The 24,224-nt window shown below is 56.6% G+C and carries 21 protein-coding genes; 8 read left to right on the top strand and 13 right to left on the bottom strand.

Going from position 1 to position 24,224, the window contains the following annotated elements:
• Positions 1 to 10 precede the first annotated feature (10 nt).
• The 8 genes from nuoH to lrhA form a co-directional block, all read right to left on the bottom strand.
• Positions 11 to 988, bottom strand: coding sequence for an NADH-quinone oxidoreductase subunit NuoH (gene nuoH / locus EBL_RS06105; RefSeq protein WP_002439782.1), 978 nt, complete (start codon positions 986 to 988; stop codon positions 11 to 13).
• The gene (gene nuoG, locus EBL_RS06100) at positions 985 to 3,711 is read right to left on the bottom strand and encodes an NADH-quinone oxidoreductase subunit NuoG (RefSeq protein ID WP_002439781.1); all 2,727 of its coding nucleotides are present in this window, start codon (positions 3,709 to 3,711) and stop codon (positions 985 to 987) included. Before nuoG ends, nuoH begins: the two co-directional genes overlap by 4 nt.
• A gap of 69 nt (positions 3,712 to 3,780) precedes the next feature.
• The gene (nuoF, locus tag EBL_RS06095) at positions 3,781 to 5,118 is read right to left on the bottom strand and encodes an NADH-quinone oxidoreductase subunit NuoF (protein WP_002439778.1); all 1,338 of its coding nucleotides are present in this window, start codon (positions 5,116 to 5,118) and stop codon (positions 3,781 to 3,783) included.
• Positions 5,115 to 5,615 carry an NADH-quinone oxidoreductase subunit NuoE gene (nuoE, locus tag EBL_RS06090; RefSeq protein WP_002439776.1) on the bottom strand — a complete coding sequence of 167 codons (501 nt, stop codon included), beginning with the start codon at positions 5,613 to 5,615 and terminating at the stop codon, positions 5,115 to 5,117. Before nuoE ends, nuoF begins: the two co-directional genes overlap by 4 nt.
• A 2-nt stretch (positions 5,616 to 5,617) precedes the next feature.
• The gene (gene nuoC, locus EBL_RS06085) at positions 5,618 to 7,417 is read right to left on the bottom strand and encodes an NADH-quinone oxidoreductase subunit C/D (RefSeq protein ID WP_002439775.1); all 1,800 of its coding nucleotides are present in this window, start codon (positions 7,415 to 7,417) and stop codon (positions 5,618 to 5,620) included.
• 103 nt (positions 7,418 to 7,520) lie between these two features.
• Positions 7,521 to 8,195 (bottom strand): NuoB/complex I 20 kDa subunit family protein, encoded by a 675-nt coding sequence (locus EBL_RS06080; protein WP_002439772.1) that lies wholly within the window; start codon positions 8,193 to 8,195, stop codon positions 7,521 to 7,523.
• Positions 8,196 to 8,216: 21 nt separating this feature from the next.
• Complete coding sequence (gene nuoA / locus EBL_RS06075; RefSeq protein ID WP_002439770.1) at positions 8,217 to 8,663, bottom strand: NADH-quinone oxidoreductase subunit NuoA; 447 nt, start codon at positions 8,661 to 8,663, stop codon at positions 8,217 to 8,219.
• A gap of 617 nt (positions 8,664 to 9,280) precedes the next feature.
• A complete protein-coding gene (gene lrhA / locus EBL_RS06070) occupies positions 9,281 to 10,213 on the bottom strand; it encodes a transcriptional regulator LrhA (protein ID WP_002439768.1) in 933 nt (310 codons plus the stop codon).
• Between the two features lie 1,000 nt (positions 10,214 to 11,213).
• Between lrhA and EBL_RS06065 the strand changes: the two genes are divergently transcribed.
• Both EBL_RS06065 and yfbR read left to right on the top strand, forming a co-directional pair.
• Positions 11,214 to 12,428 carry a pyridoxal phosphate-dependent aminotransferase gene (locus tag EBL_RS06065; RefSeq protein ID WP_002439766.1) on the top strand — a complete coding sequence of 405 codons (1,215 nt, stop codon included), beginning with the start codon at positions 11,214 to 11,216 and terminating at the stop codon, positions 12,426 to 12,428.
• Positions 12,429 to 12,515: 87 nt separating this feature from the next.
• Positions 12,516 to 13,115 carry a 5'-deoxynucleotidase gene (yfbR, locus tag EBL_RS06060; RefSeq protein WP_002439764.1) on the top strand — a complete coding sequence of 200 codons (600 nt, stop codon included), beginning with the start codon at positions 12,516 to 12,518 and terminating at the stop codon, positions 13,113 to 13,115.
• Positions 13,116 to 13,154: 39 nt separating this feature from the next.
• On the opposite strand, the gene EBL_RS06055 is transcribed toward yfbR, so the two are convergent.
• From EBL_RS06055 to yfbV, 4 genes are all read right to left on the bottom strand, one after another.
• Positions 13,155 to 14,987 (bottom strand): SLC13 family permease, encoded by a 1,833-nt coding sequence (locus EBL_RS06055; protein WP_002439762.1) that lies wholly within the window; start codon positions 14,985 to 14,987, stop codon positions 13,155 to 13,157.
• 159 nt (positions 14,988 to 15,146) lie between these two features.
• Entirely contained in the window at positions 15,147 to 15,806 is a 660-nt protein-coding gene (locus EBL_RS06050; protein ID WP_002439760.1) for a sugar phosphatase, read from the bottom strand.
• A gap of 13 nt (positions 15,807 to 15,819) precedes the next feature.
• Positions 15,820 to 16,311, bottom strand: coding sequence for a YfbU family protein (locus EBL_RS06045; protein ID WP_002439758.1), 492 nt, complete (start codon positions 16,309 to 16,311; stop codon positions 15,820 to 15,822).
• Between the two features lie 134 nt (positions 16,312 to 16,445).
• Positions 16,446 to 16,901, bottom strand: coding sequence for a terminus macrodomain insulation protein YfbV (gene yfbV, locus EBL_RS06040; RefSeq protein ID WP_002439756.1), 456 nt, complete (start codon positions 16,899 to 16,901; stop codon positions 16,446 to 16,448).
• Between the two features lie 335 nt (positions 16,902 to 17,236).
• On the opposite strand from yfbV, the gene ackA reads away from it, so the two are divergent.
• The 5 genes from ackA to EBL_RS06015 all read left to right on the top strand — a co-directional run bounded on the left by ackA (position 17,237) and on the right by EBL_RS06015 (position 23,246).
• Positions 17,237 to 18,439: an acetate kinase gene (gene ackA, locus EBL_RS06035; protein WP_002439755.1), complete on the top strand. Its 1,203-nt coding sequence runs from the start codon at positions 17,237 to 17,239 to the stop codon at positions 18,437 to 18,439.
• A 75-nt stretch (positions 18,440 to 18,514) separates the two neighbouring features.
• Positions 18,515 to 20,650 (top strand): phosphate acetyltransferase, encoded by a 2,136-nt coding sequence (gene pta / locus EBL_RS06030; RefSeq protein ID WP_002439752.1) that lies wholly within the window; start codon positions 18,515 to 18,517, stop codon positions 20,648 to 20,650.
• Between the two features lie 258 nt (positions 20,651 to 20,908).
• On the top strand, positions 20,909 to 21,634 hold the full coding sequence (locus tag EBL_RS06025; protein WP_002439751.1) for a nucleoside recognition domain-containing protein: 726 nt from the start codon (positions 20,909 to 20,911) through the stop codon (positions 21,632 to 21,634).
• Positions 21,634 to 22,098: a YjiG family protein gene (locus tag EBL_RS06020; RefSeq protein WP_002439750.1), complete on the top strand. Its 465-nt coding sequence runs from the start codon at positions 21,634 to 21,636 to the stop codon at positions 22,096 to 22,098. Before EBL_RS06025 ends, EBL_RS06020 begins: the two co-directional genes overlap by 1 nt.
• 35 nt (positions 22,099 to 22,133) lie before the next feature.
• The gene (locus EBL_RS06015; RefSeq protein WP_002439747.1) at positions 22,134 to 23,246 is read left to right on the top strand and encodes a M20 family metallopeptidase; all 1,113 of its coding nucleotides are present in this window, start codon (positions 22,134 to 22,136) and stop codon (positions 23,244 to 23,246) included.
• Positions 23,247 to 23,329: 83 nt separating this feature from the next.
• Here the strand turns inward: EBL_RS06015 and EBL_RS06010 are convergent, their stop codons facing one another.
• Positions 23,330 to 23,560 carry a thioredoxin domain-containing protein gene (locus tag EBL_RS06010; RefSeq protein WP_002439746.1) on the bottom strand — a complete coding sequence of 77 codons (231 nt, stop codon included), beginning with the start codon at positions 23,558 to 23,560 and terminating at the stop codon, positions 23,330 to 23,332.
• Between the two features lie 113 nt (positions 23,561 to 23,673).
• Here EBL_RS06010 and EBL_RS06005 point away from each other — a divergent pair, with 113 nt between their 5' ends.
• Positions 23,674 to 24,219 carry a MarR family winged helix-turn-helix transcriptional regulator gene (locus tag EBL_RS06005; protein WP_002439745.1) on the top strand — a complete coding sequence of 182 codons (546 nt, stop codon included), beginning with the start codon at positions 23,674 to 23,676 and terminating at the stop codon, positions 24,217 to 24,219.
• The last annotated feature ends 5 nt before the right edge of the window (positions 24,220 to 24,224 follow it).

The following is a 24,224-nucleotide window of genomic DNA, read 5'->3' as shown; positions in this document are numbered from 1 at the left end:
TTTTTTCACCTTATTGCGCCTGCCAGAGGATCACGGCAGCCGTCACCAGTAAGTTGATAAGCGTCAACGGCAGACACACTTTCCAGCCGAAGGACATCACCTGGTCGTAACGGGGACGGGGTAATGACGCACGAATCAGAATAAACATCATCATGAAGAATGCGGTTTTCAGCGCGAACCAGATGAACGGCGGCAGGAAAGGCCCGTGCCAGCCACCGAAGAACAGGGTCACCATCATGGCGGAGATGGTCACAATGCCGATATATTCCCCCACAAAGAACAGGCCGAACTTCATGCCGGAATATTCAATGTGGTAGCCGTCTGCCAGCTCCTGCTCTGCTTCCGGCTGGTCAAAGGGGTGGCGGTGACACACGGCCACACCGGCAATGGCAAAAGTCAGGAAGCCAAAGAACTGCGGGATAACGTTCCACAGGTGGGCCTGATTATCGACAATATCCCCCATATTGAAGGAGCCCGCCTGGGCCACAACCCCCATCAGGGAGAGGCCGAGGAACACCTCATAACTCAGGGTCTGGGCCGAGGCACGCATCGCCCCCAGCAGGGAGTATTTGTTGTTACTGGACCAGCCGGCAAACAGCACCGCATAGACGGCCAGGCCCGCCAGCATCAGGAAAAACAAAATCCCGATATTGAGATCCGCCACCACCCAGCCTGGGCTGACCGGCACAATGGCAAACGCCAGCAGCAGCGAGGTAAAGGCTATCATCGGCGCCAGGGTGAAAATCACCCTGTCCGAAAAGCGCGGGATCCAGTCCTCTTTAAAGAACATTTTGATCATGTCCGCCACCAGCTGAAGGGATCCCCCCCAGCCTACGCGGTTCGGCCCGTAGCGGTTCTGGAACAGCCCCAGCAGACGGCGCTCACCAAAACTCATGAACGCCCCGCAGGTGACCACCACCAGCAGGATCACCACCGCCTTGAGAACGGCAATCAGAATGTCGATAACATCCGGGGTTAACCAGCTCATTGGGCAGCCTCCTTCAGGTTGTCAAGGCGGGCACCGGCCAGCACCGGGGCGATCCCCGGCATCCCCATCGGCAACCCGACCTGGCCTGGCGTCAGCCCTTCGGAGAGCACCAGCGGCAGGGTAATGGTCTGCCCTTCATAACTGAACGACACCGGTGCCCCGGCATTGATACCCAGCCGGGCGGCATCCGCCGGGTTGAGCTTCAGATACGGCGCAGGCATACGGCTCTGGAAGACCGGTGAACGCTGGGAGAGCTCATCACTGCCGAACAGGTGGTAATAGGGCGCAACGCGCCACTGCCCTTCCCCGGCCCGGAATGCAGCCGGGATGGCGGTGAAGTAGTCCAGCGCGCCCTCTGTGGCCTCAATCAGCCGCACGCCCGGATCGCCAAAGCGCAGGCTCCCGCCCACTTCCGCCTGGAATTTGTTCCACGCCTGCGGGGAGTTCCAGCCCGGCGCCCAGGCAAAGGGGATCTGCGAGCGCGGTGCGCCCGGCTGGTTGTTACCCTCCATGGAGAAGGCAAACATGGTGTCTTTGTCCTGGGGCTGGCGCGGTTCATGCACGCTGATATTGGCGCGCATGGCGGTACGCCCGCTGTAGCGGTGCGGTTCGCGGGCCAGTTTCTGGCCACGAATGCGGAAGCTGGCATCCGGCGCGGCATCTTTAATACCGGCCAGTTGCGGCAGCGTCGCCACACAGGCGTCAATCACATGGTCAAGTGTGGTCCAGTCTGGCTGGCGGCTTTCTACGGTGCTGCGCAGGGAATTCAGCCAGCGCCAGCTCTCCAGCATCAGGGTGCTGCTGTCGTAGTAGGCCGGATCGTACACCTGGAAGAAGCGCTGGGCGCGGCCTTCGTTATTGATAACCGTGCCGTCGCTTTCGGCAAAACTCGCCGCCGGAAGCACCAGGTGAGCATGATTCATAATTTCGGTACGCTGGTGGTCAATCACCATGACCAGCGGTGCTTTAGACAGGGCTGCATCCACGCGTGCCGCTGAGGCATGGCGGTGAAGATCGTTTTCCAGCACGATAACCCCATCAGCCTGGCCGCTTTCCAGCTCGCCCAGGGCCTCATCCAGCGATCCGCCGCCCATCATCCCGAGCCCGACACTGTTCACCGAGCGGGCAACCAGGGTGATCCCCACCTCACTGCCGCGCCCTTTCAGGGCTTTCGCCACGTTGGCGGCGGCCTGGATCAGCGCCTCGCTACCGGCGTTGGTGCCGGAGATAATCAGCGGTTTTTTCGCTCCGCTGAGGGCCTGAACGATCACATCGATCTTGCCCTGCAGCTCGCTGTCAATGTCCCCGACCGCCGGGGCGTTGTTATCCAGGGCGTGGGCTATGGCAAAACCGAGCCGCGCCTGATCTTCTACCGGTGCCCGGTAGGTCCAGGCGGCGATATCGTCCAGCCGGGTATCGTCCACGTTGGTGACAAACAGCGGGTGCTTCGCATGCTGGCCGATATTGAGAATGGCGGCAATCTGCCAGTCCGCCACTTTCTGGGCGGCGGCCATTTCCCGGGCCTTACCTTTGGCGGCCTGGCGAACAGCCAGCGCCACCCGGGCACCGGTCTGGGTGATATCTTCCCCCAGTACCAGCACTGCGTCACAGGATTCGATATCCCGCAGTGTCGGCGTGTGGATCCCGCTATTTTGCAGCACGCTGAGCATCAGTTGCAGGCGCTGCTGCTCACCGGCGGCGATACCGGTATAAAAGTTTGCCGCCCCTACCAGTTCGCGCAACGCGAAGTTGCTCTCCACGCTGGCCCGGGGGGAGCCAATCCCGATGATTTTTTTCGACTGGCGCAGAATATCTGCCGCCCCGCGCATGGCCTGATCCGCATTGAGGCTTATCAGATCATCGCCCCGGCGCTGAACAGGCTGGCGCGGACGATCTTTACGGTTCACATAACCGTAGCCAAAGCGCCCCCGGTCACACAGGAAGTAGTGGTTTACGCTGCCGTTGTAGCGGTTTTCAATGCGCCGCAGTTCCCCGTAGCGCTCCCCCGGGCTGGTGTTGCAGCCCACGGAGCACTGCTGGCAGATACTGGGGGCAAACTGCATGTCCCATTTGCGGTTGTAGCGCTCGGAGTGGGTTTTATCGGTAAATACGCCGGTGGGGCAAATTTCCACCAGGTTACCGGAGAATTCACTCTCCAGGGTGCCGTCTTCGGTACGCCCGAAGTAGACGTTATCGTGGGCACCGTAGACGCCAAGATCGGTGCCGTCCGCATAGTCTTTGTAATAACGGACACAGCGGTAGCAGGCGATACAGCGGTTCATTTCATGGGAAATAAACGGCCCGAGATCCTGGTTACGGTGGGTACGCTTGGTAAAGCGGTAGCGGCGGAAGTTATGGCCGGTCATGACGGTCATATCCTGGAGGTGGCAGTTGCCCCCCTCTTCACAGACCGGGCAGTCGTGGGGGTGGTTGGTCATCAGCCACTCCACCACACTTTCCCGGAACTGCTTCGCTTCGCCGTCGTCAATGGAGATGAAGGTGCCGTCAGACGCGGGGGTCATGCAGGACATCACCAGGCGACCACGGGTATCTTCCGCGTTCTGATATTGCTTTACCGCACACTGGCGGCAGGCCCCCACGCTACCCAGCGCCGGGTGCCAGCAAAAGTAAGGAATATCCAGGCCGAGGGAGAGACACGCCTGTAGCAGGTTGTCCGCCCCGTTGACCTCATATTCTTTGCCGTCTACATGTATTGTAGCCATAGTCAGCATGCTTCCTTATTATAAGTTTTTTGCCTCCCCCACAGGAAACCCGACGGCAGAGGCAGTATTTTACCAGCGCGATTTCAGTAAGTTAGGCTGAATACCGTTGATCATGTGCAGGTTATTAATGTCCTGCTTTATGCCGGCTTCAAACTCTTCACGGAAATACTTAATCGCACTTTGCAGCGGCTCTACGGCCCCCGGCGCGTGGGCGCAGAAGGTTTTCCCCGGCCCGAGGAAGCGGCACAACTGCTCCAGGGTTTCAATGTCACCCGGCTGCCCTTCCCCGCGCTCCAGGGCGCGCAGGATTTTCACGCTCCAGGGCAGGCCATCGCGACACGGAGTACACCAGCCGCAGGACTCACGGGCGAAGAACTCTTCCAGGTTGCGCACCAGCGACACCATATTGATCTCGTGATCCACCGCCATCGCCAGGGCGGTGCCCAGGCGGCTGCCCGCCTTGCCGATATTTTCAAAATCCATCGGCAAATCGAGGTGGGCCTCGGTCAGGAAATCGGTCCCTGCTCCGCCGGGTTGCCAGGCTTTAAATTTAAGGCCGTCGCGCATGCCGCCTGCGTAATCCTCAAGGATCTCCCGGGCAGTAATGCCGAACGGCAGCTCCCACAGGCCGGGGTTCTTAACCCGCCCGGAGAAGCCCATCAGCTTGGTGCCGGTATCTTTGCTGGCGGAAATGCCCTGATACCAGGCCACACCGTCGGCAATAATTGCCGGCACGTTGCACAGGGTTTCCACGTTATTGACGCAGGTCGGTTTCCCCCATACCCCGGAGGTGGCCGGGAACGGTGGTTTGGAGCGCGGGTTAGCCCGGCGCCCTTCCAGGGAGTTGATCAGCGCCGTCTCTTCGCCGCAGATATAGCGCCCGGCGCCGGTGTGAACAAACAGCTCAAAATTGTGCCCGGTGCCAAGAATGTTGTTGCCCAGCAGCCCCGCTTCGGTGGCCTCGGCAATGGCGCGCCGCAGGTTTTCGGCCGCTTCAACATATTCGCCGCGCAGGAAGATGTAGCCGCGCCAGGCTTTCAGGGCCACGCTGCCAATCAGCATGCCTTCAATCAGCAGGTGGGGCAGTTGCTCCATCAGCAGGCGGTCTTTATAGGTCCCGGGTTCCATTTCATCCGCATTGCACAGCAGGTAGCGGATGTTCATGGACTCGTCTTTAGGCATCAGGCTCCACTTCAGACCGGTGGAAAAGCCCGCGCCGCCGCGGCCTTTGAGCCCGGCGTCTTTGACCTGGGTGACGATTTCGTCCGGGGTCATACTGGTCAGGGCTTTACGCGCCCCTTCGTAGCCGTTTTTACTGCGATACTCTTCCAGCCAGACCGGTTGCTTATCGTCACGCAGACGCCAGGTCAGCGGATGGGTTTCGGCAGTACGAATAATGGTTTTCATTTGTACTGCTCCAGCAATTGAGTGATCCCCTCCGGGGTCAGATGGCAGTGGGTGTCGTCATCCACCATCATTACCGGTCCTTTGTCGCAGTTGCCAAGGCAGCAGGTGGGCAGCAGAGTGAAGCGCCCGTCTGTTGTGGTCTGGCCGGGTTTGATCTTCAGCTGGCTTTCCAGGGCAGATTCAATGCCCTGATAGCCGGTGATATGGCACACCACGCTGTCGCAGTAGCGGATCACGTGGCGCCCTACCGGCTGGCGGTAAATCTGGCTGTAGAACGTGGCCACCCCTTCCACATCGCTTGCCGGGATCCCCAGCACCTCTGCGATAGCATAGATGGCACCATCAGGCACCCACCCGCGCTGTTTCTGGACAATTTTCAGCGCCTCGATGGATGCCGCGCGCGGATCCTCGTAGTGGTGTTTTTCGTGCTCAATGGCCTCACGCTCTGCCGCACTCAGCTCAAACGCCTCGGTTTGTGGTTGTTGGTTTTCGTGCATAGTTAGCGGTCCACGTCTGACATAACAAAATCGATACTGCCCAGGTAGACAATCAGGTCCGACACCAGGCTGCCGCGAATAGCCGAAGGGATTTGCTGCAGGTGCGCAAAACTCGGGGTGCGGATACGGGTGCGGTAGCTCATGGTGCTGCCATCACTGGTCAGGTAGTAACTGTTGATCCCTTTGGTGGCCTCAACCATCTGGAACGATTCGTTGGCGGGCATCACCGGCCCCCAGGAGACCTGGAGGAAGTGGGTTATCAGGGTTTCAATGTGCTGCAGGGTGCGCTCTTTGGGCGGCGGCGTAGTCAGCGGGTGATCCGCCTTAAACGGCCCGGCAGGCATATTTTTGTAGCACTGCTCAAGGATGCGCAGGCTCTGGCGCAGCTCTTCCACTTTAAGCATCACGCGGGTGTAGCAGTCGCTGACGCCACCCCCCACCGGGATTTCAAAATCGAAGTTCTGGTAACCGGAGTACGGGCGCGCTTTGCGCACATCGAAGTCGATACCGGCGGCACGCAGACCGGCACCGGTGGTGCCCCAGGCCAGCGCGTCCTGGGCGGTATAGGCAGCAACCCCCTGGGAACGCCCCTTGAGGATGGTGTTACGCAGGGCCGCTTTTTCGTAGGAGTCCAGCCGTTTTGGCATCCAGTCGAGGAATTCGCGCAGCAGGCGCTCCCAGCCTTTTGGCAGGTCATGGGCCACACCGCCAATCCGGAACCAGGCCGGGTGCATACGAAAACCGGTGATGGCTTCCACCAGATCGTAAATTTTCTGACGATCGGTAAAGGCGAAGAACACCGGCGTCATGGCCCCGACGTCCTGAATAAAGGTGGAGATGTACAGCAGGTGGCTGTTGATACGGAACAGCTCAGAGAGCATCACGCGGATCACCTCAACCCGCTCCGGCACCACAATCCCGGCCAGTTTTTCAACCGCCAGTACGTAGGGCATTTCGTTTACGCAGCCGCCGAGGTACTCGATACGGTCCGTATACGGAATGTAGCTGTGCCAGGACTGGCGCTCGCCCATTTTTTCCGCGCCGCGGTGGTGGTAACCGATATCCGGCACGCAGTTGACTATCTCTTCGCCATCCAGTTGCAGGATAATACGGAACGCACCGTGGGCAGACGGGTGGTTCGGGCCGAGGTTGAGGAACATGAAGTCTTCGTTGTCGCTGCTGCGCTTCATGCCCCACTCTTCGGGTTTGAAGGTCAGCGCTTCCATTTCGAGATCTTCTTTCTGCTTTGTCAGCTCGAAGGGGTCGAATTCGGTGGCCCGCGCCGGGTAATCTTTGCGCAGCGGGTGCCCTTCCCAGGTTTTCGGCATCATGATGCGGGTCAGATGCGGGTGCCCGGTAAAGGTGATACCGAACATCTCCCAGGTTTCACGCTCATACCAGTTGGCGTTCGGGTAGAGACCGGTGAAGGTCGCCACGTGGAGGTCGTTTTCGGACAATGCCACCTTGAGCATAATGTCGCGATTGCGTTCAATAGAAATCAGGTGATAGAACACCGAGAAATCTGCCGCGGGCAGCCCTTCACGGTGGGAGCGCAGGCGCTCGTCCATGCCGTGCAGGTCAAACAGCATTGAGTAGGGTTTTGGCAACTTGCGCAGAAAATCGCCCACTTCCAGCAGCTGCTCGCGTTTTACCCAGACCACCGGAAAACCGGTACGGGTAGACTGGATAGTGAAAGCCTCCGGCCCGAAGCGATTGCGCAGTTCGCCTATCACCGGGTCATCAAGATGATCGCGGTTCTGCCATGCGGGTTGTGCAGCGTCTTGCGCAGTTAAGTCGGTCATAGTGTTCACCGTTGCAAATAAATTCCGTGGTGACTGCAGACTGTGACTTCGCGTTAATCGTTATTAGGGTGCGAAGTGTCGGCTCACGTCTGTCAGGCGCAAATTAAATTTCGTCAGGGGTGCGCAGGTTTTTCACCGCAATACGCTCGCCCCGTTTCCGGTCCTTTTCCGACTGCATATTGGCCCGGTAAACGCCCTGATCACCCACCACCCAGGAGAGCGGGCGGCGCTCTTTACCAATCGATTCCTGCAGCAGCATCAGCGCCTGCATGTAGGCTTCCGGGCGCGGCGGGCAACCGGGGATATACACATCCACCGGCAGGAATTTATCCACACCCTGCACGACGGAGTAGATGTCATACATCCCGCCGGAATTGGCGCAGGCCCCCATCGAAATCACCCATTTCGGCTCCAGCATCTGGTCATACAGGCGCTGAATAACCGGGGCCATTTTGGTAAAGCAGGTTCCTGCCACCACCATCAGATCCGCCTGACGCGGGGAAGCACGCAGTACCTCGGCACCAAAGCGCGCCACATCGTGTACCGCGGTAAACGAGGTCACCATCTCAACGTAACAGCAGGACAGACCAAAGTTATAAGGCCAGATCGAGTTTTTACGCCCCCAGTTCACTATGTCATGCAGGGCGTGTTCGAGCTTGCCCATATACACGCTGCGGTTAACCTGCTGCTCAAGAGGATCGGTTACAATCTCCTGTTTTTGCAGGGGATAACGGTCATTCTCACCGTCGGGATCTATGCGGGTTAGCGTATAGTCCATCTTATTGCCTCACTGATTTTTTTAGTGCGTATCACGATTCATGTGGCTGTCGGTTTCCGGGTTCATCAGTTCGCGGCGCGAACGAACCGGCGTCCAGTCAAGGGCACCAATGCGCACCAGATAAACCAGACCGGCCAGCAGCACAAAAATAAAAATGGCGGCCTCGGCAAAGCCCACCCAGCCGCTTTCGCGGATAGAGGTTGCCCAGGCGTAGAGAAAGAGCGCTTCCACATCGAAGATGACGAAAAACATCGCCACCAGGTAGAACTTGGCAGACAAGCGCAGACGGGCAGATCCAACAGAATCAATGCCCGATTCGAAAGGGGTGTTTTTATGGCGGGCTCTGGCGCGGCCCCCCAGGAACCAGGCACCGGCCAGCATCAGGCAGCACAGGCCAATGGCGACAATCAGGAAGACAGCAAATGCCCAGTGGTGGGCGACGACTTCAGTAGTTGTTGACATACGCATTGCTTACTCATCAAAAGTGGCCCAACAGCGCTGCTCTTCACGGCAGATATACGCCACATCGATTTATGGGAAGGAATAACACACCTGATGCACCATCCAAATCCCGACTGGATGGCAAAGTGCTGGCGTTTTTACTCCTTTCTATAACCTTTTGTCAACTTAAACAAAAGTTTCTTAACGTTAGCTTACAATGGAGATGAATTTATTAACACCTCGTGCCGAAGCACAGTTAACAGGGTAGCAATCAGGACAATCTGCTGGTGATGAATCGAGTCCGTAACATCGCAAATGTTAACTGCCTGCTTATTCTGGCAGGAAAACTCTTCCGAGCCTCCCCCCCACAGGAGGTATTTTCATGATTTGTGACACGCCTTTGTTAATTAACATAAAAAATAATCAACAAAAAATATCACTTCTTAACAACGAGAGCGCTTATTGCGGAATGACGAGATAACCATACAAAATACGCACGATTAGCATACTCAGTTTTAACCTGACGCTGGAAACGCAGGCGCTGTAATGTGATTCAGACCATAAAAACGGGCATCAGATGGTTGTTTTTTCATCTGACGCCCGTTCTTGTTTAAGATGTGTTAACTATTGAAAAGGGAAATCCCTTACTTGAACTCGTCGGCCAGCACCTGGTTATCACTGCGGGAGAGTGCCGTAACGTCCGGGTACGGTGCATCGCTGTTTTGCATGGCGTAGAAGATGGCGTCTGCCAGTTCGTTGTTCGCTTCCGGCAGGCGGCACAGCAGATACTGGGTATCCGGTAATACGGGCAGATCGTCGCTCTTGCTTAACACCCGTAGATCCGGGCTCATCATCTCTGCCGGGCGGGCGGTGATCCCAAGGCCCGCTTTCACGGCCGCACGCACCGCTGCCAGAGTGGAGGCCACATAGGCAATACGCCACGGAATATTGCGGGCATTAAGATGCTCGATAATCATATTGCGATACGCGCTGGGCTCTTCCATCACCACCAGCGGCACTACGTCACCTTTCTGGTAGTTAAAATCAGCAGCGCAATACCACAGGGTTGGTGAGGTACGCAGCACAATGGACTCCGCCCCTTGCGGTTGCGTGGTGCAGACCACCAGGTTCACCTCCTGGCTGGTGAGCATTTCCGCCAGATACTGATTGCGCTTTACCCGCACATCCAGCGCCAGCTTGGGGTATACCGAGCTGACCCGATTTAACACAAACGGCAAGATGGTGTCTGCAGACTCGTCGGATGCACCAATATTTAAGACCCCCTGGAGGTTGTTAAACATCAGGGATGCGCAGGCTTCATCATTGAAACGCAGAATTTTACGGGCATAACCCAGCAGCTGGATCCCGTGCTCGGTCAGCAGCTTGTTGCGACCATGGCGGGCAAACAGTTCTTTTCCCACTAACTGTTCCAGGCGCTGCATCTGCTGGCTGACAGCAGACTGGGTGCGACAAACGGCAGCAGCCGCTGCGGCAAAGGTATTCAGATCAGCGACCGCAACAAACGTGCGCAGCAGGTCAAGATCCAGGTTCAGAATCGGGCGAGTTGTGTTGATCATAATGTTCTGTTCTCGTCGGTTGCTCTGCGGAGCGGCCTTCGGTTTTATTGCTGAAAAAAGTTAAGCAATTCCATTTGAAGCAGTCATCTACCCTGGTTATGCCTGCCTTCCTGGCATATATAATTAGCCTGATCCCTAAAACCCAGTGAGATGTAATATGGCTATGGCATGCCTTCAGAATAATATTTTCACCAGAGTGAGTTATTAATTACGCTGCGATAATCAATAGCGAAATTAATTTTTGCCCTTTCGCTTTGTGAATTAAGTCTGGTTATACGAAAGGATTAATTAGCGGGAATAACGTTCAAAAACACTCAACAAAAAATGGCACTGCGTGATACAGATCACATATTAGCGCGGTGAGACAATGCTCCTTTTTGCGCGTTATTGCGCGATTTCCCACACTCTGCGGCAAAATCGCTACCCTGCTAATGAAAGTATCTTATATCAAATTTACTGTTCGTTTAAGTTTTATTGCGAATAATCTGATCTCTTTCTCTTTTTATATGTGTAATTCTGTATTGTGCCTGTTTTAAAACGATATTTTTTACACAACGGACATCCGGTTAAGCCAAAATGCTTACATATCATGCCATATAACAATACACAACAGCCCATTAGTTCAGAGTCATTAACATTTTACGCCATATAAAAACAATGTTCGCAAACTGCGCGCGACCATTTTTTGCGGGATATTTAAGATTTACTAATGAAAAAATATTACCGCTAAGCAACTATTGCTAACAATATTATTAATAAATGCGATGCGCAGCAAAAAATGAAACATTATTTCGATAATTAATAAGAGCATTTAAATATAGCCTATTAATTATTACATAATACTCATAAGCGCCCCTGACCTGTTCGTACATAAAAAACCCGCCATTAACTGCACCGTGCCGCACGACTTTGCCCTTTCAAACCATGAACCACAGTAGTACATTGTTTGCGGCGTCCTTCCACGGCGGGAAGCGAGCAACAACAATAAAGGTTAAGGTTGATGTCCCCTATCGAAAAATCCAGCAAACTAGACAACGTCTGTTACGACATTCGCGGCCCGGTTCTTAAAGAAGCAAAGCGTCTTGAAGAAGAAGGCAACAAAGTTCTGAAACTGAACATCGGCAACCCTGCCCCTTTCGGGTTCGAAGCCCCGGATGAGATAGTGGTTGATGTGCTGCGCAATCTGCCCACAGCCCAGGGATATTGTGATTCCAAAGGGCTCTACTCTGCCCGTAAAGCCATTATGCAGCACTATCAGGCCCGGGGCATTCGCGACGTTACCGTCGAGGATATCTACATCGGCAACGGGGTTTCTGAGCTGATTGTTCAGGCCATGCAGGCGCTGCTTAACAGCGGTGACGAAATGCTGGTGCCCGCCCCGGACTACCCGCTGTGGACCGCGGCGGTCTCCCTTTCTGGCGGTAAAGCGGTGCACTACCTGTGCGATGAGTCCGCCGGCTGGTTCCCGGATCTGGACGATATTCGCGCCAAAATCACCCCGCGCACCCGGGGGATCGTGATAATTAACCCGAACAACCCAACCGGGGCGGTCTACTCAAAAGAGCTGCTGCAGGAGATTGTTGAGATCGCCCGCCAGCACAACCTGATCATTTTTGCCGACGAGATCTACGACAAGATCCTCTACGATGCGGCGCAGCATCAGTCCATTGCGGCACTGGCGCCGGATCTGCTGACCGTGACCTTTAACGGCCTGTCCAAAACCTACCGGGTGGCCGGGTTCCGCCAGGGCTGGATGGTGCTCAGCGGGCCGAAGAAGCACGCCAGAGGCTATATCGAGGGCCTGGATATGCTCTCGTCAATGCGGCTGTGTGCCAACGTTCCCACCCAGCACGCTATCCAGACGGCGCTGGGCGGGTATCAGAGCATCAGTGAATTTATTGTCCCTGGCGGGCGGCTCTATGAGCAGCGCAACCGGGCCTGGGAGCTTATCAATGAGATCCCCGGGGTAAGCTGTGTCAAACCCCAGGGGGCGCTGTATATGTTCCCGCGTATTGATGCCAAAAAGTTCAATATCCACGACGACCAGAAAATGGTGCTGGATTTCCTGCTCCAGGAGAAGGTCCTGCTGGTTCAGGGCACCGCCTTTAACTGGCCGTGGCCGGACCATGTCCGTATTGTCACCCTGCCGCGTATTGACGATCTGGATATGGCTATCCATAAATTTGGCCGTTTCCTCTCCGGCTACCATCAGTAAACGCCACTCCCCGTGGGGAGGATTGCAATTGCATCTTCCCCACGCTGCCCGCACAATGGTTCTACCTCGCTGTAACAGAGACCGTCTATGAACCAGAGCCACTTTTTCGCCTATTTATCCCGTTTAAAACTGATTGGCCGCTGGCCGCTGATGCGCAATGTGCGCACCGAAAACGTTGCTGAACACAGCCTGCAGGTAGCCATGGTGGCCCATGCGCTGGCTATCATCAAAAACCGCATCTGCCAGGGAAATGTCAATGCCGAGCGTATCGCCCTGCTGGCCATGTACCACGATGCCGGTGAAGTGCTGACCGGCGACCTGCCCACCCCGGTAAAATACTTCAACCGCCAGATTGCCCACGAATATAAAGCCATCGAAGAGATAGCCCGCCAGAAGCTGATAACCATGGTGCCGGAAGCGCTGCGCGATGCCTTTGCGCCACTGATTGACGAGCAGCAGTTCAGTGAGGAAGAAAAAGCCATCGTCAAACAGGCCGATGCCCTGTGCGCCTATCTGAAGTGCCTTGAAGAGCTGGCCGCCGGTAATAACGAGTTCCGGCTGGCGAAAAACCGGCTGGAGAAAACCCTTGAAGCGCGGCGCAGCGATGAAATGGACTACTTTATGCAGGTCTTCGTGCCGGGGTTTGAGCTATCGCTGGACGAAATGAACGATAACTCCCCCCTGTAAGGCGGTGAAAAAACCGGGGCACGCCGCCCCGGTTGTGCATCAGAACGGGAACAGCACCGGCACCAGCAGCACACACACCACCATCACCAGCAGCGTGAACGGCACCCCGAGCTTAACAAAATCCCCGAATTTATAGTTACCCGGCCCCAGCACCAGGGTATTGACCGGTGAGGAGACCGGCGTCATAAACGCCGCAGAGGCCGCCATTGCCACTATCATGGCAAACGGGTATGGCGACAGGCCCATGGATTTCGCCGTGGCCAGTGCGATGGGCGCCATCAGCACGGCCGTTGCGGTGTTGGAGATAAAAAGCCCTATCCCGGCGGTCAGCACAAACAGGCAGATAAGCATCACGTACGGCCCGTAACCGCCGCCCACCCCCATCAGCCCTTTAACGATTAAGTCCACCCCGCCGGTTTTTTGCATTGCCATGGCAAAGGGCATCATCCCGACAATCAGAATAATGCTCGGCCAGTGGATAGCCTTGTAGGCGCTCTCCACGCTGATACAGCGAAATTTGCCCATCAACAGGCAGGCGATAATGGCCGCAATGGGGTTTGGGATCTCGTCGGTCAGCATCAGGGCGACCATCAGCGCCAGGCAAAAAATGGCGTGGGGCGCCTGGCTGTGAGCCGGGGAGGCATCCAGCTCTTCGACCGGCAGGTTCAGCACCAGAAAGTCCCGGTTCTGGGTGCCCAGCAGGCTGATGAGCTTCCAGCCCCCCACCACCAGCAGAATGTCGCCCAGTTGCAGGGGCTCATCCACCAGCACCCCGTCCATGGCCTCGCCATTGCGCTTCAGCCCCACCACGTTAAGGCCGTAGCGGCTGCGAAAGCCCATCTGGCGCAGGGTTTTACCGATCATTTCTGAATCCGGGATCAGCGAGATTTCCGCCATCCCCACGTCCATGGCCTGGTCGGAGAAATACTCCCCGCGCAGCACCATCGGCTCCAGAAGGTTTTCACTGCAAAATTCACGCAGATCCACCTCAGAGGCGGACATATCAATAAGCAGCACGTCGCGGGCGCGGAATTCGGTCTGGCCGTTAACATTCACCATCACCCGGCGAAAACGCCGCCAGCGCTCCAGGCCAATCACATAAGCGCCATAGCGCTCGCGCAGTTTCAGCTCATCAATCGTATGCCCAACCATGGGTGAGCCAATCCGGACAGACAAACGCCGCGCCCGGCCACTCAGACGATAGGTTTTAATCAGGTCGCGAAACGTGCTGCGCTTCCAGCCATCTTTATTGTCATCGCTGTTTTTGTCATTCAGCGTAAAGCGCATCACCAGCATATAGAGAATGCCCAGCACCAGCACCACCAGGCCTATGGGGGTGACGCTGAAAAATGAAAAGCCGTGCAGCCCTTCGCGGATCAGCTCACTGTTTACCACCAGGTTCGGGGGGGTGGCGACCAGGGTCATCATGCCGCTTATCAGCCCGGCGAAGCTCAGGGGCATCATCAGGCGCGAGGGGGAGGTTTTCATGCGCGCGCAGACACTCAGCACCACGGGGATAAATATCGCCACCACGCCGGTTGAGCTCATAAACGCCCCCAGCCCCGCCACGGTGAGCATCAGCAGCACCAGCATTTTTGTTTCGCTGCTGCCCGCCACCTGGATAAGCCAGGCCCCCATATTGGTTGCCACACCGGTGCGCACCAGCCCGTCACCGATAATAAACAGCGCCGCAATAAGAATCACATTGGGATCGCTGAACCCGGCAAAGGCTTCGCTTATGGTCAGCGTGCCGCTCAGCACGAAGGCTACAATCACCAGCAGCGCCACTACATCCATGCGCAGCTTGCCGGTGGCAAAGAAAATGACCGCAACGGCCAGTAAGGAGATTACCCACAACAGTTCACTTGTCACGACGGGTCCTTGTCTGAACTAAAGGTAACCGCAGCATGCCATAAAATGGCCCCTGCGCATATTGGTGTATATCAAAGGGATAAAGCGCCAGACCGCATTGCGCAATAAACATTAAAAAACGCCCCGCAGAATGCGGGGCGCTGGCGTGTCTGGCGGCAATCAGGTGCGCTTTTTCAGGGCTATCTCCCCGCCGGGCAGCACTTCAACAATCAGTTGCTCAAGGCTATCGAGCACCATATCAACCCGGTCAAGATCCGGGGTGCTGGCCGGTGCGTTAACTGCGATAACTTTACACCCGGCCGCAAGGCCTGCGGCAATCCCCGCCGGGGCGTCTTCAACGACGACGCAATCGGCAGGCTCCAGCCCCAGGCGCTCGGCCCCCAGCAGGTAGGCATCCGGCCGGGGTTTACCGTGCTGAACCTGCTCTGCGGTCACCAGCACTTTTGGTGCCGGTAACTGGCTGGCTTCTCGCCGGGCAGAGGCCACCGGAATCGAGCCCGACGTGACTATCGCCCAGGGGATCTGGTTATCGTCCAGGCGCGCCAGCAGCTCGCGAGCCCCGGGCAGGGCGTGAATGCCGTCAGTATCGCTGGCTTCGAGCTTTTCCAGCGCCAGAAACTCGGCCTGAATCGCCGACTCCGGCTGGCCGGGCATAAAATGGCGCAGGGAGGTTATCGCCTGTTTCCCGTGGATAAACTGCAAAATCTCCTGATGAGGGATACCGAAACGATCCCCCCACTGGCACCAGGAGCGCTCTACCACCGCCAGCGAATCCACCAGTGTACCGTCGAGATCAAACAAAAACCCGTTACACTTCAACATAATCACCCCGTCAGGCATTAAGAATCTGGCTGATTTCGTTTTCGCTCAGGTGATACTGACGCGGGCAGGCGTGCCAGGCGCTGAGCATCCGCAGGTATTTGTCCCACATTGGCGTCTGGGAGTTAAACCCGTGGGTGCCCGCATCAAAGTGGGTGTAGCGCCCTTCGGTATTGACCATAAAACGCACATAGCTCAGGTAGCGGGCTTCGGTGGCCGCGTCAAACCCCATAAAGGTGACCCGGCGCTCGTCGATAGACTGGCAGTTGAGATTGGTCCAGGAGACATGAAGCGCGTGGTACATCTCCATAATGTCGATGATCTGGCGGCACACGCCCTCTTTCAGCTCGCCAAATTCCCGATCCAGTTCGCGCATTTGCAGCCCGTATCCACGCTCAATAATCGTTTGCAGCCGGCGATAACGCTCCGCGTTATCGGGGTCAAGCATGGTCATCATTTTGTACTGATTCGACAAAATCAGACGCTGGGCATTGGTCATTTCCATTTCTAACTCCTGTAGGCAGGCGGTGCCTGCTGAAAAAGATAACCGCAATAGTTTAGCCACTGAATCGTTACAGCTACCGGAACCGGTACACAGAATGCGAAAAAGTGCGCTGTTTCCTTATCCAAATCAAAAAATTATAAATCGTCCAGGAACGTTTTATCCAGCTGGCGAAATGCGCGCTTAAGGGTATCAGCAAGGGCCTGGTAGTCTGGCTTGCGCTCCAGCGGCGCCAGCGCCTGCCCTGCCTGCTCCAGTTTACTACGCACATCATAAAACCAGTTCAGAATCGCCGGCGGCAGCGGGGTAACCGAGCGTTTCCCCAGCCACCACAGCCCCTGCATGGGCAGGCTCAGGGCAAACAGCGCCGTGGCCACTGCCGGGCCCAGCTGGCCGCCAAGGGCGATTTGCCAGCATAGCGTAAAAACCGCCACCGGCGGCATAAAGCGGATCGCGTAGCGGGTAGCGCGAATCAGTCGGTTCTCAACGAATACCGGTGCTAACTGCTTCTCCAGCGGCCAGGTCGCGGCATAGTGCTGCCCCCGACGAAACAGGCTGAACCAGCTCACTGAGCCATTTTCGGGTGTCGACATGGCGTTACCTCAACTCCACAGATAAAAAATAAAATTTTTATGCAAAATAACAACTCGTGTTTACAACGTTCAAAATATTTTGTCATGACCTTGTGCAATCAGGTATCCTGTGCGCCATTCTGAATGGCTCCTGATCGCGTCAGGTGCTGATCAATTATCGCACATTATGCCAGCGCCGGAAATTCGCGCAAAATGGCATAAACTCAAGATAGTTTCTTTCGTCCTGTCAGAATACGCTTCAGACATGACGTTAATCATAAATGTCAGTCTTAACTTACGCTACGCTGTAAGCTGTCTGATGTTTTTTTAGCCACGTATCAAAAATAGGTACTTCCATGTCGAGTAAGTTAGTACTGGTTCTCAACTGCGGTAGCTCCTCACTGAAATTCGCAATTATCGATGCTGTAAACGGTGACGAATACCTGTCTGGTTTAGCTGAATGTTTCCATCTTCCTGAAGCCCGCATCAAGTGGAAATTAGACGGTAACAAACACGAAGCTGCCCTGGGTGGCGGTGCCGCTCACAGTGAAGCACTGAACTTTATCGTTAACACCATTCTGGCTCAGAAACCTGAACTGTCTGCGCAGCTGACCGCTATCGGTCACCGCATCGTTCACGGTGGTGAGAAATACACCAGCTCTGTGGTGATTGACGAGTCTGTTATCCAGGGTATCAAAGATGCAGCCTCTTTTGCACCGCTGCACAACCCGGCTCACCTGATCGGTATCGCAGAAGCGATGAAATCTTTCCCGAATCTGAAAGACAAAAACGTGGCTGTATTCGATACCGCGTTCCACCAGACCATGCCGGAAGAATCTTACCTGTATGCGCTGCCGTACAGCCTGTACAAAGAGCACAGCATCCGTCGCTATGGCGCACACGGCACCAGCCACTTCTTCGTGACTCAGGAAGCGGCCAAAATGCTGAACAAACCGGTTGAAGAGCTGAACATCATCACCTGCCACCTGGGCAACGGTGGTTCTGTTTCCGCTATCCGCAACGGTAAGTGCGTTGACACCTCTATGGGTCTGACCCCGCTGGAAGGCCTGGTGATGGGTACCCGTTCTGGTGATATCGATCCGGCTATCGTCTTCCACCTGCACGACACTCTGGGCATGAGCGTTGATCAGATCAACAAAATGCTGACCAAAGAGTCTGGCCTGCTGGGTCTGACCGAAGTCACCAGCGACTGCCGCTATGTTGAAGACAACTACCGCGAAAAAGAAGACGCCAAACGCGCCATGGACGTGTACTGCCACCGTCTGGCTAAATACATCGGCGCTTACACCGCGCTGATGGATGGCCGCCTGGATGGCGTGGTCTTCACCGGTGGTATCGGTGAAAACGCAGCCATGGTTCGCGAACTGTCCCTGGGCCGCCTGGGCGTGCTGGGCTTTGAAGTTGATCACGAACGTAACCTGGCTGCCCGTTTCGGCAAATCCGGTTTCATCAACAAAGAAGGCACCACCCTCGCGATGGTTATCCCGACCAACGAAGAACTGGTTATCGCTCAGGATGCTTCCCGCCTGACTGCCTGATTCCCCACCGCCAGCCCTGCTGGCGGTGTTGTTTTTCACGCCAGAGTCAGTCTGACGTTTTCAAGAGGATTTATCGTGTCCCGTACTATTATGCTTATTCCTACCGGAACCAGCGTAGGCCTGACCAGTGTCAGCCTGGGCGTGATCCGCGCTATGGAACACAAAGGCGTTCGTCTGAGCGTTTTCAAACCTATCGCTCAGCCACGTAGCGGTAGTGAAGGTCTGGATCAGACCACTGCCATTATCCGTGCGACATCTAAACTGCCGACCGCTGAGCCGCTGCAGATGTCCCACGTTGAATCTCTGCTGTCCGGCAACCAGAAAGATGTGCTGATGGAAGAGATCATCGCCAACTACCACGCGAACACCAAAGACGCGGAAGTGGTACTGGTTGAAGGCCTGGTGCCGACCCGTAAACATCAGTTCGCCCAGTCTCTGAACTATGAAATCGCCAAAACCCTGAACGCCGAAATCGTATTCGTGATGTCCCAGGGCACCGATACTCAGGAACAGCTGAAAGAGCGTATCGAGCTGACCCGCAACAGTTTTGGCGGCAGCAAAAACACCAGCATTACCGGTGTTATCGTCAACAAGCTGAATGCCCCGGTTGACGAGCAGGGCCGTACCCGCCCTGACCTGTCTGAAATCTTCGACGATTCCAGCAAAGCGAAAGTGGTCCACATTGACGCTCAGCAGCTGAAAGACTCCAGCCCGCTGCCGATCCTCGGCTGCATTCCGTGGAGCTTTGATCTGATCGCGACCCGCGCTATCGATATGGCGCATCACCTGAATGCCACCATCATCAACGAAGGTGACATCAAAACCCGTCGCGTGAAATCCGTGACCTTCTGCGCCCGCAGCATCCCGCACATGCTGGAGCATTTCCGCCCGGGTTCCCTGCTGGTAACTTCCGCAGACCGTCCGGACGTGCTGGTTGCCGCCTGCCTTGCCGCCATGAACGGCGTGGAAATTGGCGCCCTGCTGCTGACCGGCGGCTACGAAATGGACGAGCGCATCAACAAACTGTGTGAACGCGCGTTCGCCACCGGCCTGCCGGTATTTATGGTTAACACCAACACCTGGCAGACCTCTCTGAGCCTGCAGAGCTTCAACCTCGAAGTACCGGTTGATGACCACGCCCGTATCGAAAAAGTACAGGAATATGTGGCCAGCTTCGTCAGCAGCGAGTGGATCAACACCCTGAGCGCTCACTCTGAAGGCAGCCGCCGTCTGTCTCCGCCTGCGTTCCGCTACCAGCTGACCGAACTGGCCCGTAAAGCCGGTAAACGCGTTGTACTGCCGGAAGGCGACGAGCCGCGCACCATCAAAGCGGCTGCGATTTGTGCCGAACGCGGTATCGCGACCTGCGTACTGCTGGGTAACCCGGATGAAGTTAACCGCGTAGCTGCGTCTCAGGGCGTAGAGCTGGGTGCCGGTATCGAAATCGTTGATCCGGATGTGGTACGCGAAAGCTATGTACCGCGCCTGGTAGAACTGCGTAAAAACAAAGGGATGACCGAAGCCGTTGCCCGCGAACAGCTGGAAGACAACGTGGTTCTGGGCACCCTGATGCTGGAGCAGGACGAAGTAGACGGTCTGGTATCTGGTGCGGTTCACACCACCGCGAATACCATCCGCCCGCCGCTGCAGCTTATCAAAACTGCGCCGGGCAGCTCCCTGGTCTCTTCCGTGTTCTTTATGCTGCTGCCGGAACAGGTTTATGTGTACGGTGACTGCGCCATCAACCCGGATCCGACTGCTGAACAGCTGGCTGAGATCGCTATTCAGTCTGCCGATTCTGCCAAAGCCTTCGGCATTGAGCCGCGCGTGGCAATGATGTCCTACTCTACCGGTAATTCCGGTGCCGGTAGCGATGTCGAAAAAGTACGCGAAGCGACCCGTCTGGCTCAGGAAAAACGTCCTGACCTGATGATCGACGGCCCGCTGCAGTACGACGCGGCTGTAATGGCTGACGTAGCAAAATCCAAAGCGCCGAACTCACCGGTTGCCGGTCGCGCTACCGTGTTCATCTTCCCGGATCTGAACACCGGTAACACCACTTACAAAGCCGTACAGCGTTCTGCGGACCTGATCTCCATCGGGCCGATGCTGCAGGGTATGCGTAAGCCGGTTAACGACCTGTCCCGCGGGGCACTGGTAGACGATATCGTCTACACCATCGCGCTGACAGCGATTCAGGCAACCATGTAATTTGTTGCGCTGATCCTGCTAAGGGCCCTGAGGGGCCCTTTTTTTTCGCCTGCCACAACCATCGTAAAAACACCACGCGGGCTTTTTTCGGCCTATCCCCTCCCGGTAAAACTTTTCCCCGATTGTTGCATCGCATCACAAATATAATTATCCCAATAGGTTACTACCCGTAAATAGTGACATTTATCAGTATTTTATCTGAACACCACGCCACAATAGCAACACCTCAATCATCGGGGGCACGTACAAGGAGATGTTATGGATAATCAGTACAAACTACCACAGGAAGACCGGCCAGGGCCGGGAGCCTACTTTACGCTGATTTTTGCGGCGGTCTTTTTTTCCGGCCTGCTCAGTGGCAACAACTGGTACGGCGTGTTTGACTTTACCACCCTGAACGGCGCCTTTGGCCGGGTGGTGGGGAGCGCCTCACTGAACGGTGATACCCTGGCAACCACCACCAGCACCTTCCGCGGCGCGGGCGGTAATGGCGCAATGGATGGTTTTCTGTTTGCGCTGGGGCTTATTCCCGGGGTGATGTTCGCGCTGGGCACCATTAACGTGCTTGAGCACTATGGTGCACTGCGCGCCGCCCGCCGCCTGCTTACCCCACTGCTGCGCCCGCTGCTGGGCATTTCCGGCACTGCGGGTCTTGCGCTGATAGGCAGCCTGCAAAGTACCGATGTGGGCGCATCACTCACCCGTAACCTTGCGGATGAAGGGCAAATCACCGCCGATGAGCGCGACGTTTTCGCCATGTTCCAGTTTTCCGCCGGGGCGATGATCACCAACTTTTTCTCCTCCGGGGCCATTCTGTTCACCCTGATGCTGGCAGACGGCTCCAGCGCAGTGCCCACCTCCATCGGCGCCTGTATTTGCGTCATGTTTCTGATGAAAATTGTCGGTGCCAATATCCTGCGCCTGGTCCTGAAACTGCAACGCCGCCGTAGCCCTGCCCCTGAATCTGCCGAAGGAGAAGCCTGATGAGCCAGCCTGCCAGTAACCCGGTCGTTACCGATATCTTTGTCGCCGGTGCCCGCAAAGGGTGGAATATTGCCACCACCAGCACCCTGCCTAACGTGGTCATGGCTTTTATTATTATCAAGGCGCTGGAAATTACCGGCACCCTGAAAATCATGGGGATGATTTTTGCCCCTGTGATGGGGCTGTTTGGCCTGCCCGGGGAGGCAGCCGCCGTGCTGATGGGGGGATGGATGTCCATGGGCGGGGCGATTGGCGTTGCCATCGGCCTGTTTGATAAGGGCATTCTTACCGGTGAACATCTGGCCATCCTCGCCCCGGCCATCTACCTGATGGGCTCTCAGGTTCAGTACCTGGGGCGCATCCTGGGGGTTGTCGGCACGCCAGCTAAACGCATCCCGCTGATGATAGTCATTTCGATTATTAACGCATTTCTCGCCATGCTGCTGATGCGCATCATTCTCTGAACCGCGGACTCACTGAACATTACAAGGAACAACTCATGGATCTGAACCACTATTTCGCCGAACTGCGCCAGCTGGTCAATGTAGACTGTGGCACCCATACGCTTGCCGGGGTCGCGGAAGTTGCCGGGATCATGGCCGGGCTGTGGCGCGAGCAGGGCTGGCAGGTTGATAAGGTCGATCTGGGCCCCCAGGCAGGCCCGGGGCTGCTGGTCACCAATAAACCCGGGGCCAGCCAGTATGATGTGCTGCTCGTCGGCCACCTGGATACGGTGTTCCCGGAAGGCACCGTGGCTCAGCGCCCTTTCAGCCAGGATGACACCCGGGCATACGGGCCCGGCGTTTCCGATATGAAAAGCGGCCTGCTGAATATTCTGTGGGCCATTCGCGGCCTTGCCCCGGAGCACCAGCAGCGGTTGTCCATTGCGGTGGCCATGAACCCTGATGAAGAGACCGGCTCCGTACACTCCCACCAGTGGATCGGCGAGCTGGCAAAGCGCTCCCGGGTGGTCCTGGTGTGTGAAGCGGCCCGGGCAGACGGCTCCCTGGTCAAGGCCCGTAAGGGAATGGCCGGTTACCATCTGCACTTTTCCGGCGTGGCGGCCCACGCGGGCAACGAGCCGGAAAAAGGCCGCTCGGCCATTACCGCTCTGGCGCAGGCGGTGCTCGCCATTAATGCGCTGGGCAACCCGGAGCTGGGCACCACGCTGAATATTGGCGTTGTCAGCGGCGGCAGTGCGGCGAACGTGGTTCCGGACAGCGCCACGGCGGAGCTGGATGTGCGCTTCTGGGATAATAACGAATACCAGCGCGTCAATAGCCAGCTCAGCGCCCTGTGCCAGCAGGGGTTCCTTGACGAGGTCACCACTACCCTGAAACCCGTTAACCACAAACCGGCTATGGCGGCCAGCGCCGATACTCAGGGGCTGATGGCACTGGTTGAGCAGGCGGGCCAGCAGGAAGGCGTGCCGGTCACCTGGCAGGCCGTGGGTGGCGGCAGCGACGCCAACCACACCGCCGCACTCGGGATCCCGACCCTCGACGGGTTTGGCCCGGTAGGTGCCGGGTTCCACAGCCCGGCGGAATACCTGGAGATTGCCTCCATTGAGCCGCGTATCCGCCTGCTGCGCCGGGTGATTGCCTCCCTGTAATTGCCCTGCCCCACAGAAACAGAAAAGGCCACCGCATGCGGTGGCCTTTGTTTTCAGCGAGGGCTCTCTACAGCCAGAACGCCTTACTGTAAATCCGCCAGGCTCGCCCCGAAGTTAACGTGCAGCACTTCGCCATCCACCACCAGCGCCGGAACACTTTTCACACCGGCAGCGGCCGCCTGTGCGACCTGGTCCGGTTTTTCCCCCAGGTGGACAACCTCAACCGGGTGGCGGGGATCAATCAGCCCGAGCAGCGCCTGCTCCGCCCCGACACAAACCGGACAACCTGCATGATAGAAAGTCACTTTACTCATTATATTTTCTCCATGAAAAAGGTATCGAATCGATACCGAAATCACCGTAAAGGATCTTTCGCCACTTGGCAATATTGTTTCGAGTCGATACTATCTGGTGCTGGAGGTGGCATATGACCCTGTTTGATACCCTGGAGCGGCTGGCAAATCTGCAAATGATGGCCTTCTACCGCAACCCGCAACTTAAGGCATTACCGGCCGTTCAGATCCAGATCCTCTACTATCTGAGCCGCTGCAACGACTATTCCAACACCCCGGGAGCTGTTGCCGGGTATCTGGGACTGACGAAAGGCACTATATCCCAGTCACTGGGGCGCCTGGAGCGTAACGGCTGGCTGGAAAAACATGGCGATCCCCGGGACAAGCGCCTGGTGCGCCTGGTGCCAACTCCGCAGGCGCGTCAGGCGCTTGCCAGCGCGCTGGATGCCTCATCCCTGGCGCAGGCCCAGCCACGGCTCCCCGCAGGCGGTGCCGAGCTGGAGCACCAGCTACAGCTGCTGCTGCGTGACATTCAGCAACAGCAGGGAGAGCGGATTTACGGTGAGTGTCGCTACTGCCGGTTTCACCAGCAGCAGGATGGTCAGCGCCACTGCGGGCTTACCGGTGATCCGCTGACAGCAGAAAACAGCCGCCAGATCTGCCGGGAGTTTGCCCGCTAACCTGT

The organism is Shimwellia blattae DSM 4481 = NBRC 105725 (assembly GCF_000262305.1).
GTDB classification, from domain to species: domain Bacteria; phylum Pseudomonadota; class Gammaproteobacteria; order Enterobacterales; family Enterobacteriaceae; genus Shimwellia; species Shimwellia blattae.
The sequence above is the reverse complement of the archived record's forward strand: the minus strand, read 5'-3'. Positions and strand labels throughout refer to the sequence as shown.

Bases quoted from the DNA above. Each gene is read 5' to 3' on its own strand.
- nuoH (WP_002439782.1), bottom strand. From the start codon at position 988: ATGAGCTGGTTAACCCCGGATGTTATCGACATTCTGATTGCCGTTCTC.
- nuoG (WP_002439781.1), bottom strand. From the start codon at position 3,711: ATGGCTACAATACATGTAGACGGCAAAGAATATGAGGTCAACGGGGCG.
- nuoF (WP_002439778.1), bottom strand. From the start codon at position 5,118: ATGAAAACCATTATTCGTACTGCCGAAACCCATCCGCTGACCTGGCGT.
- nuoE (WP_002439776.1), bottom strand. From the start codon at position 5,615: ATGCACGAAAACCAACAACCACAAACCGAGGCGTTTGAGCTGAGTGCG.
- nuoC (WP_002439775.1), bottom strand. From the start codon at position 7,417: ATGACCGACTTAACTGCGCAAGACGCTGCACAACCCGCATGGCAGAAC.
- EBL_RS06080 (WP_002439772.1), bottom strand. From the start codon at position 8,195: ATGGACTATACGCTAACCCGCATAGATCCCGACGGTGAGAATGACCGT.
- nuoA (WP_002439770.1), bottom strand. From the start codon at position 8,663: ATGCGTATGTCAACAACTACTGAAGTCGTCGCCCACCACTGGGCATTT.
- lrhA (WP_002439768.1), bottom strand. From the start codon at position 10,213: ATGATCAACACAACTCGCCCGATTCTGAACCTGGATCTTGACCTGCTG.
- EBL_RS06065 (WP_002439766.1), top strand. From the start codon at position 11,214: ATGTCCCCTATCGAAAAATCCAGCAAACTAGACAACGTCTGTTACGAC.
- yfbR (WP_002439764.1), top strand. From the start codon at position 12,516: ATGAACCAGAGCCACTTTTTCGCCTATTTATCCCGTTTAAAACTGATT.
- EBL_RS06045 (WP_002439758.1), bottom strand. From the start codon at position 16,311: ATGGAAATGACCAATGCCCAGCGTCTGATTTTGTCGAATCAGTACAAA.
- yfbV (WP_002439756.1), bottom strand. From the start codon at position 16,901: ATGTCGACACCCGAAAATGGCTCAGTGAGCTGGTTCAGCCTGTTTCGT.
- ackA (WP_002439755.1), top strand. From the start codon at position 17,237: ATGTCGAGTAAGTTAGTACTGGTTCTCAACTGCGGTAGCTCCTCACTG.
- EBL_RS06025 (WP_002439751.1), top strand. From the start codon at position 20,909: ATGGATAATCAGTACAAACTACCACAGGAAGACCGGCCAGGGCCGGGA.
- EBL_RS06020 (WP_002439750.1), top strand. From the start codon at position 21,634: ATGAGCCAGCCTGCCAGTAACCCGGTCGTTACCGATATCTTTGTCGCC.
- EBL_RS06015 (WP_002439747.1), top strand. From the start codon at position 22,134: ATGGATCTGAACCACTATTTCGCCGAACTGCGCCAGCTGGTCAATGTA.
- EBL_RS06010 (WP_002439746.1), bottom strand. From the start codon at position 23,560: ATGAGTAAAGTGACTTTCTATCATGCAGGTTGTCCGGTTTGTGTCGGG.
- EBL_RS06005 (WP_002439745.1), top strand. From the start codon at position 23,674: ATGACCCTGTTTGATACCCTGGAGCGGCTGGCAAATCTGCAAATGATG.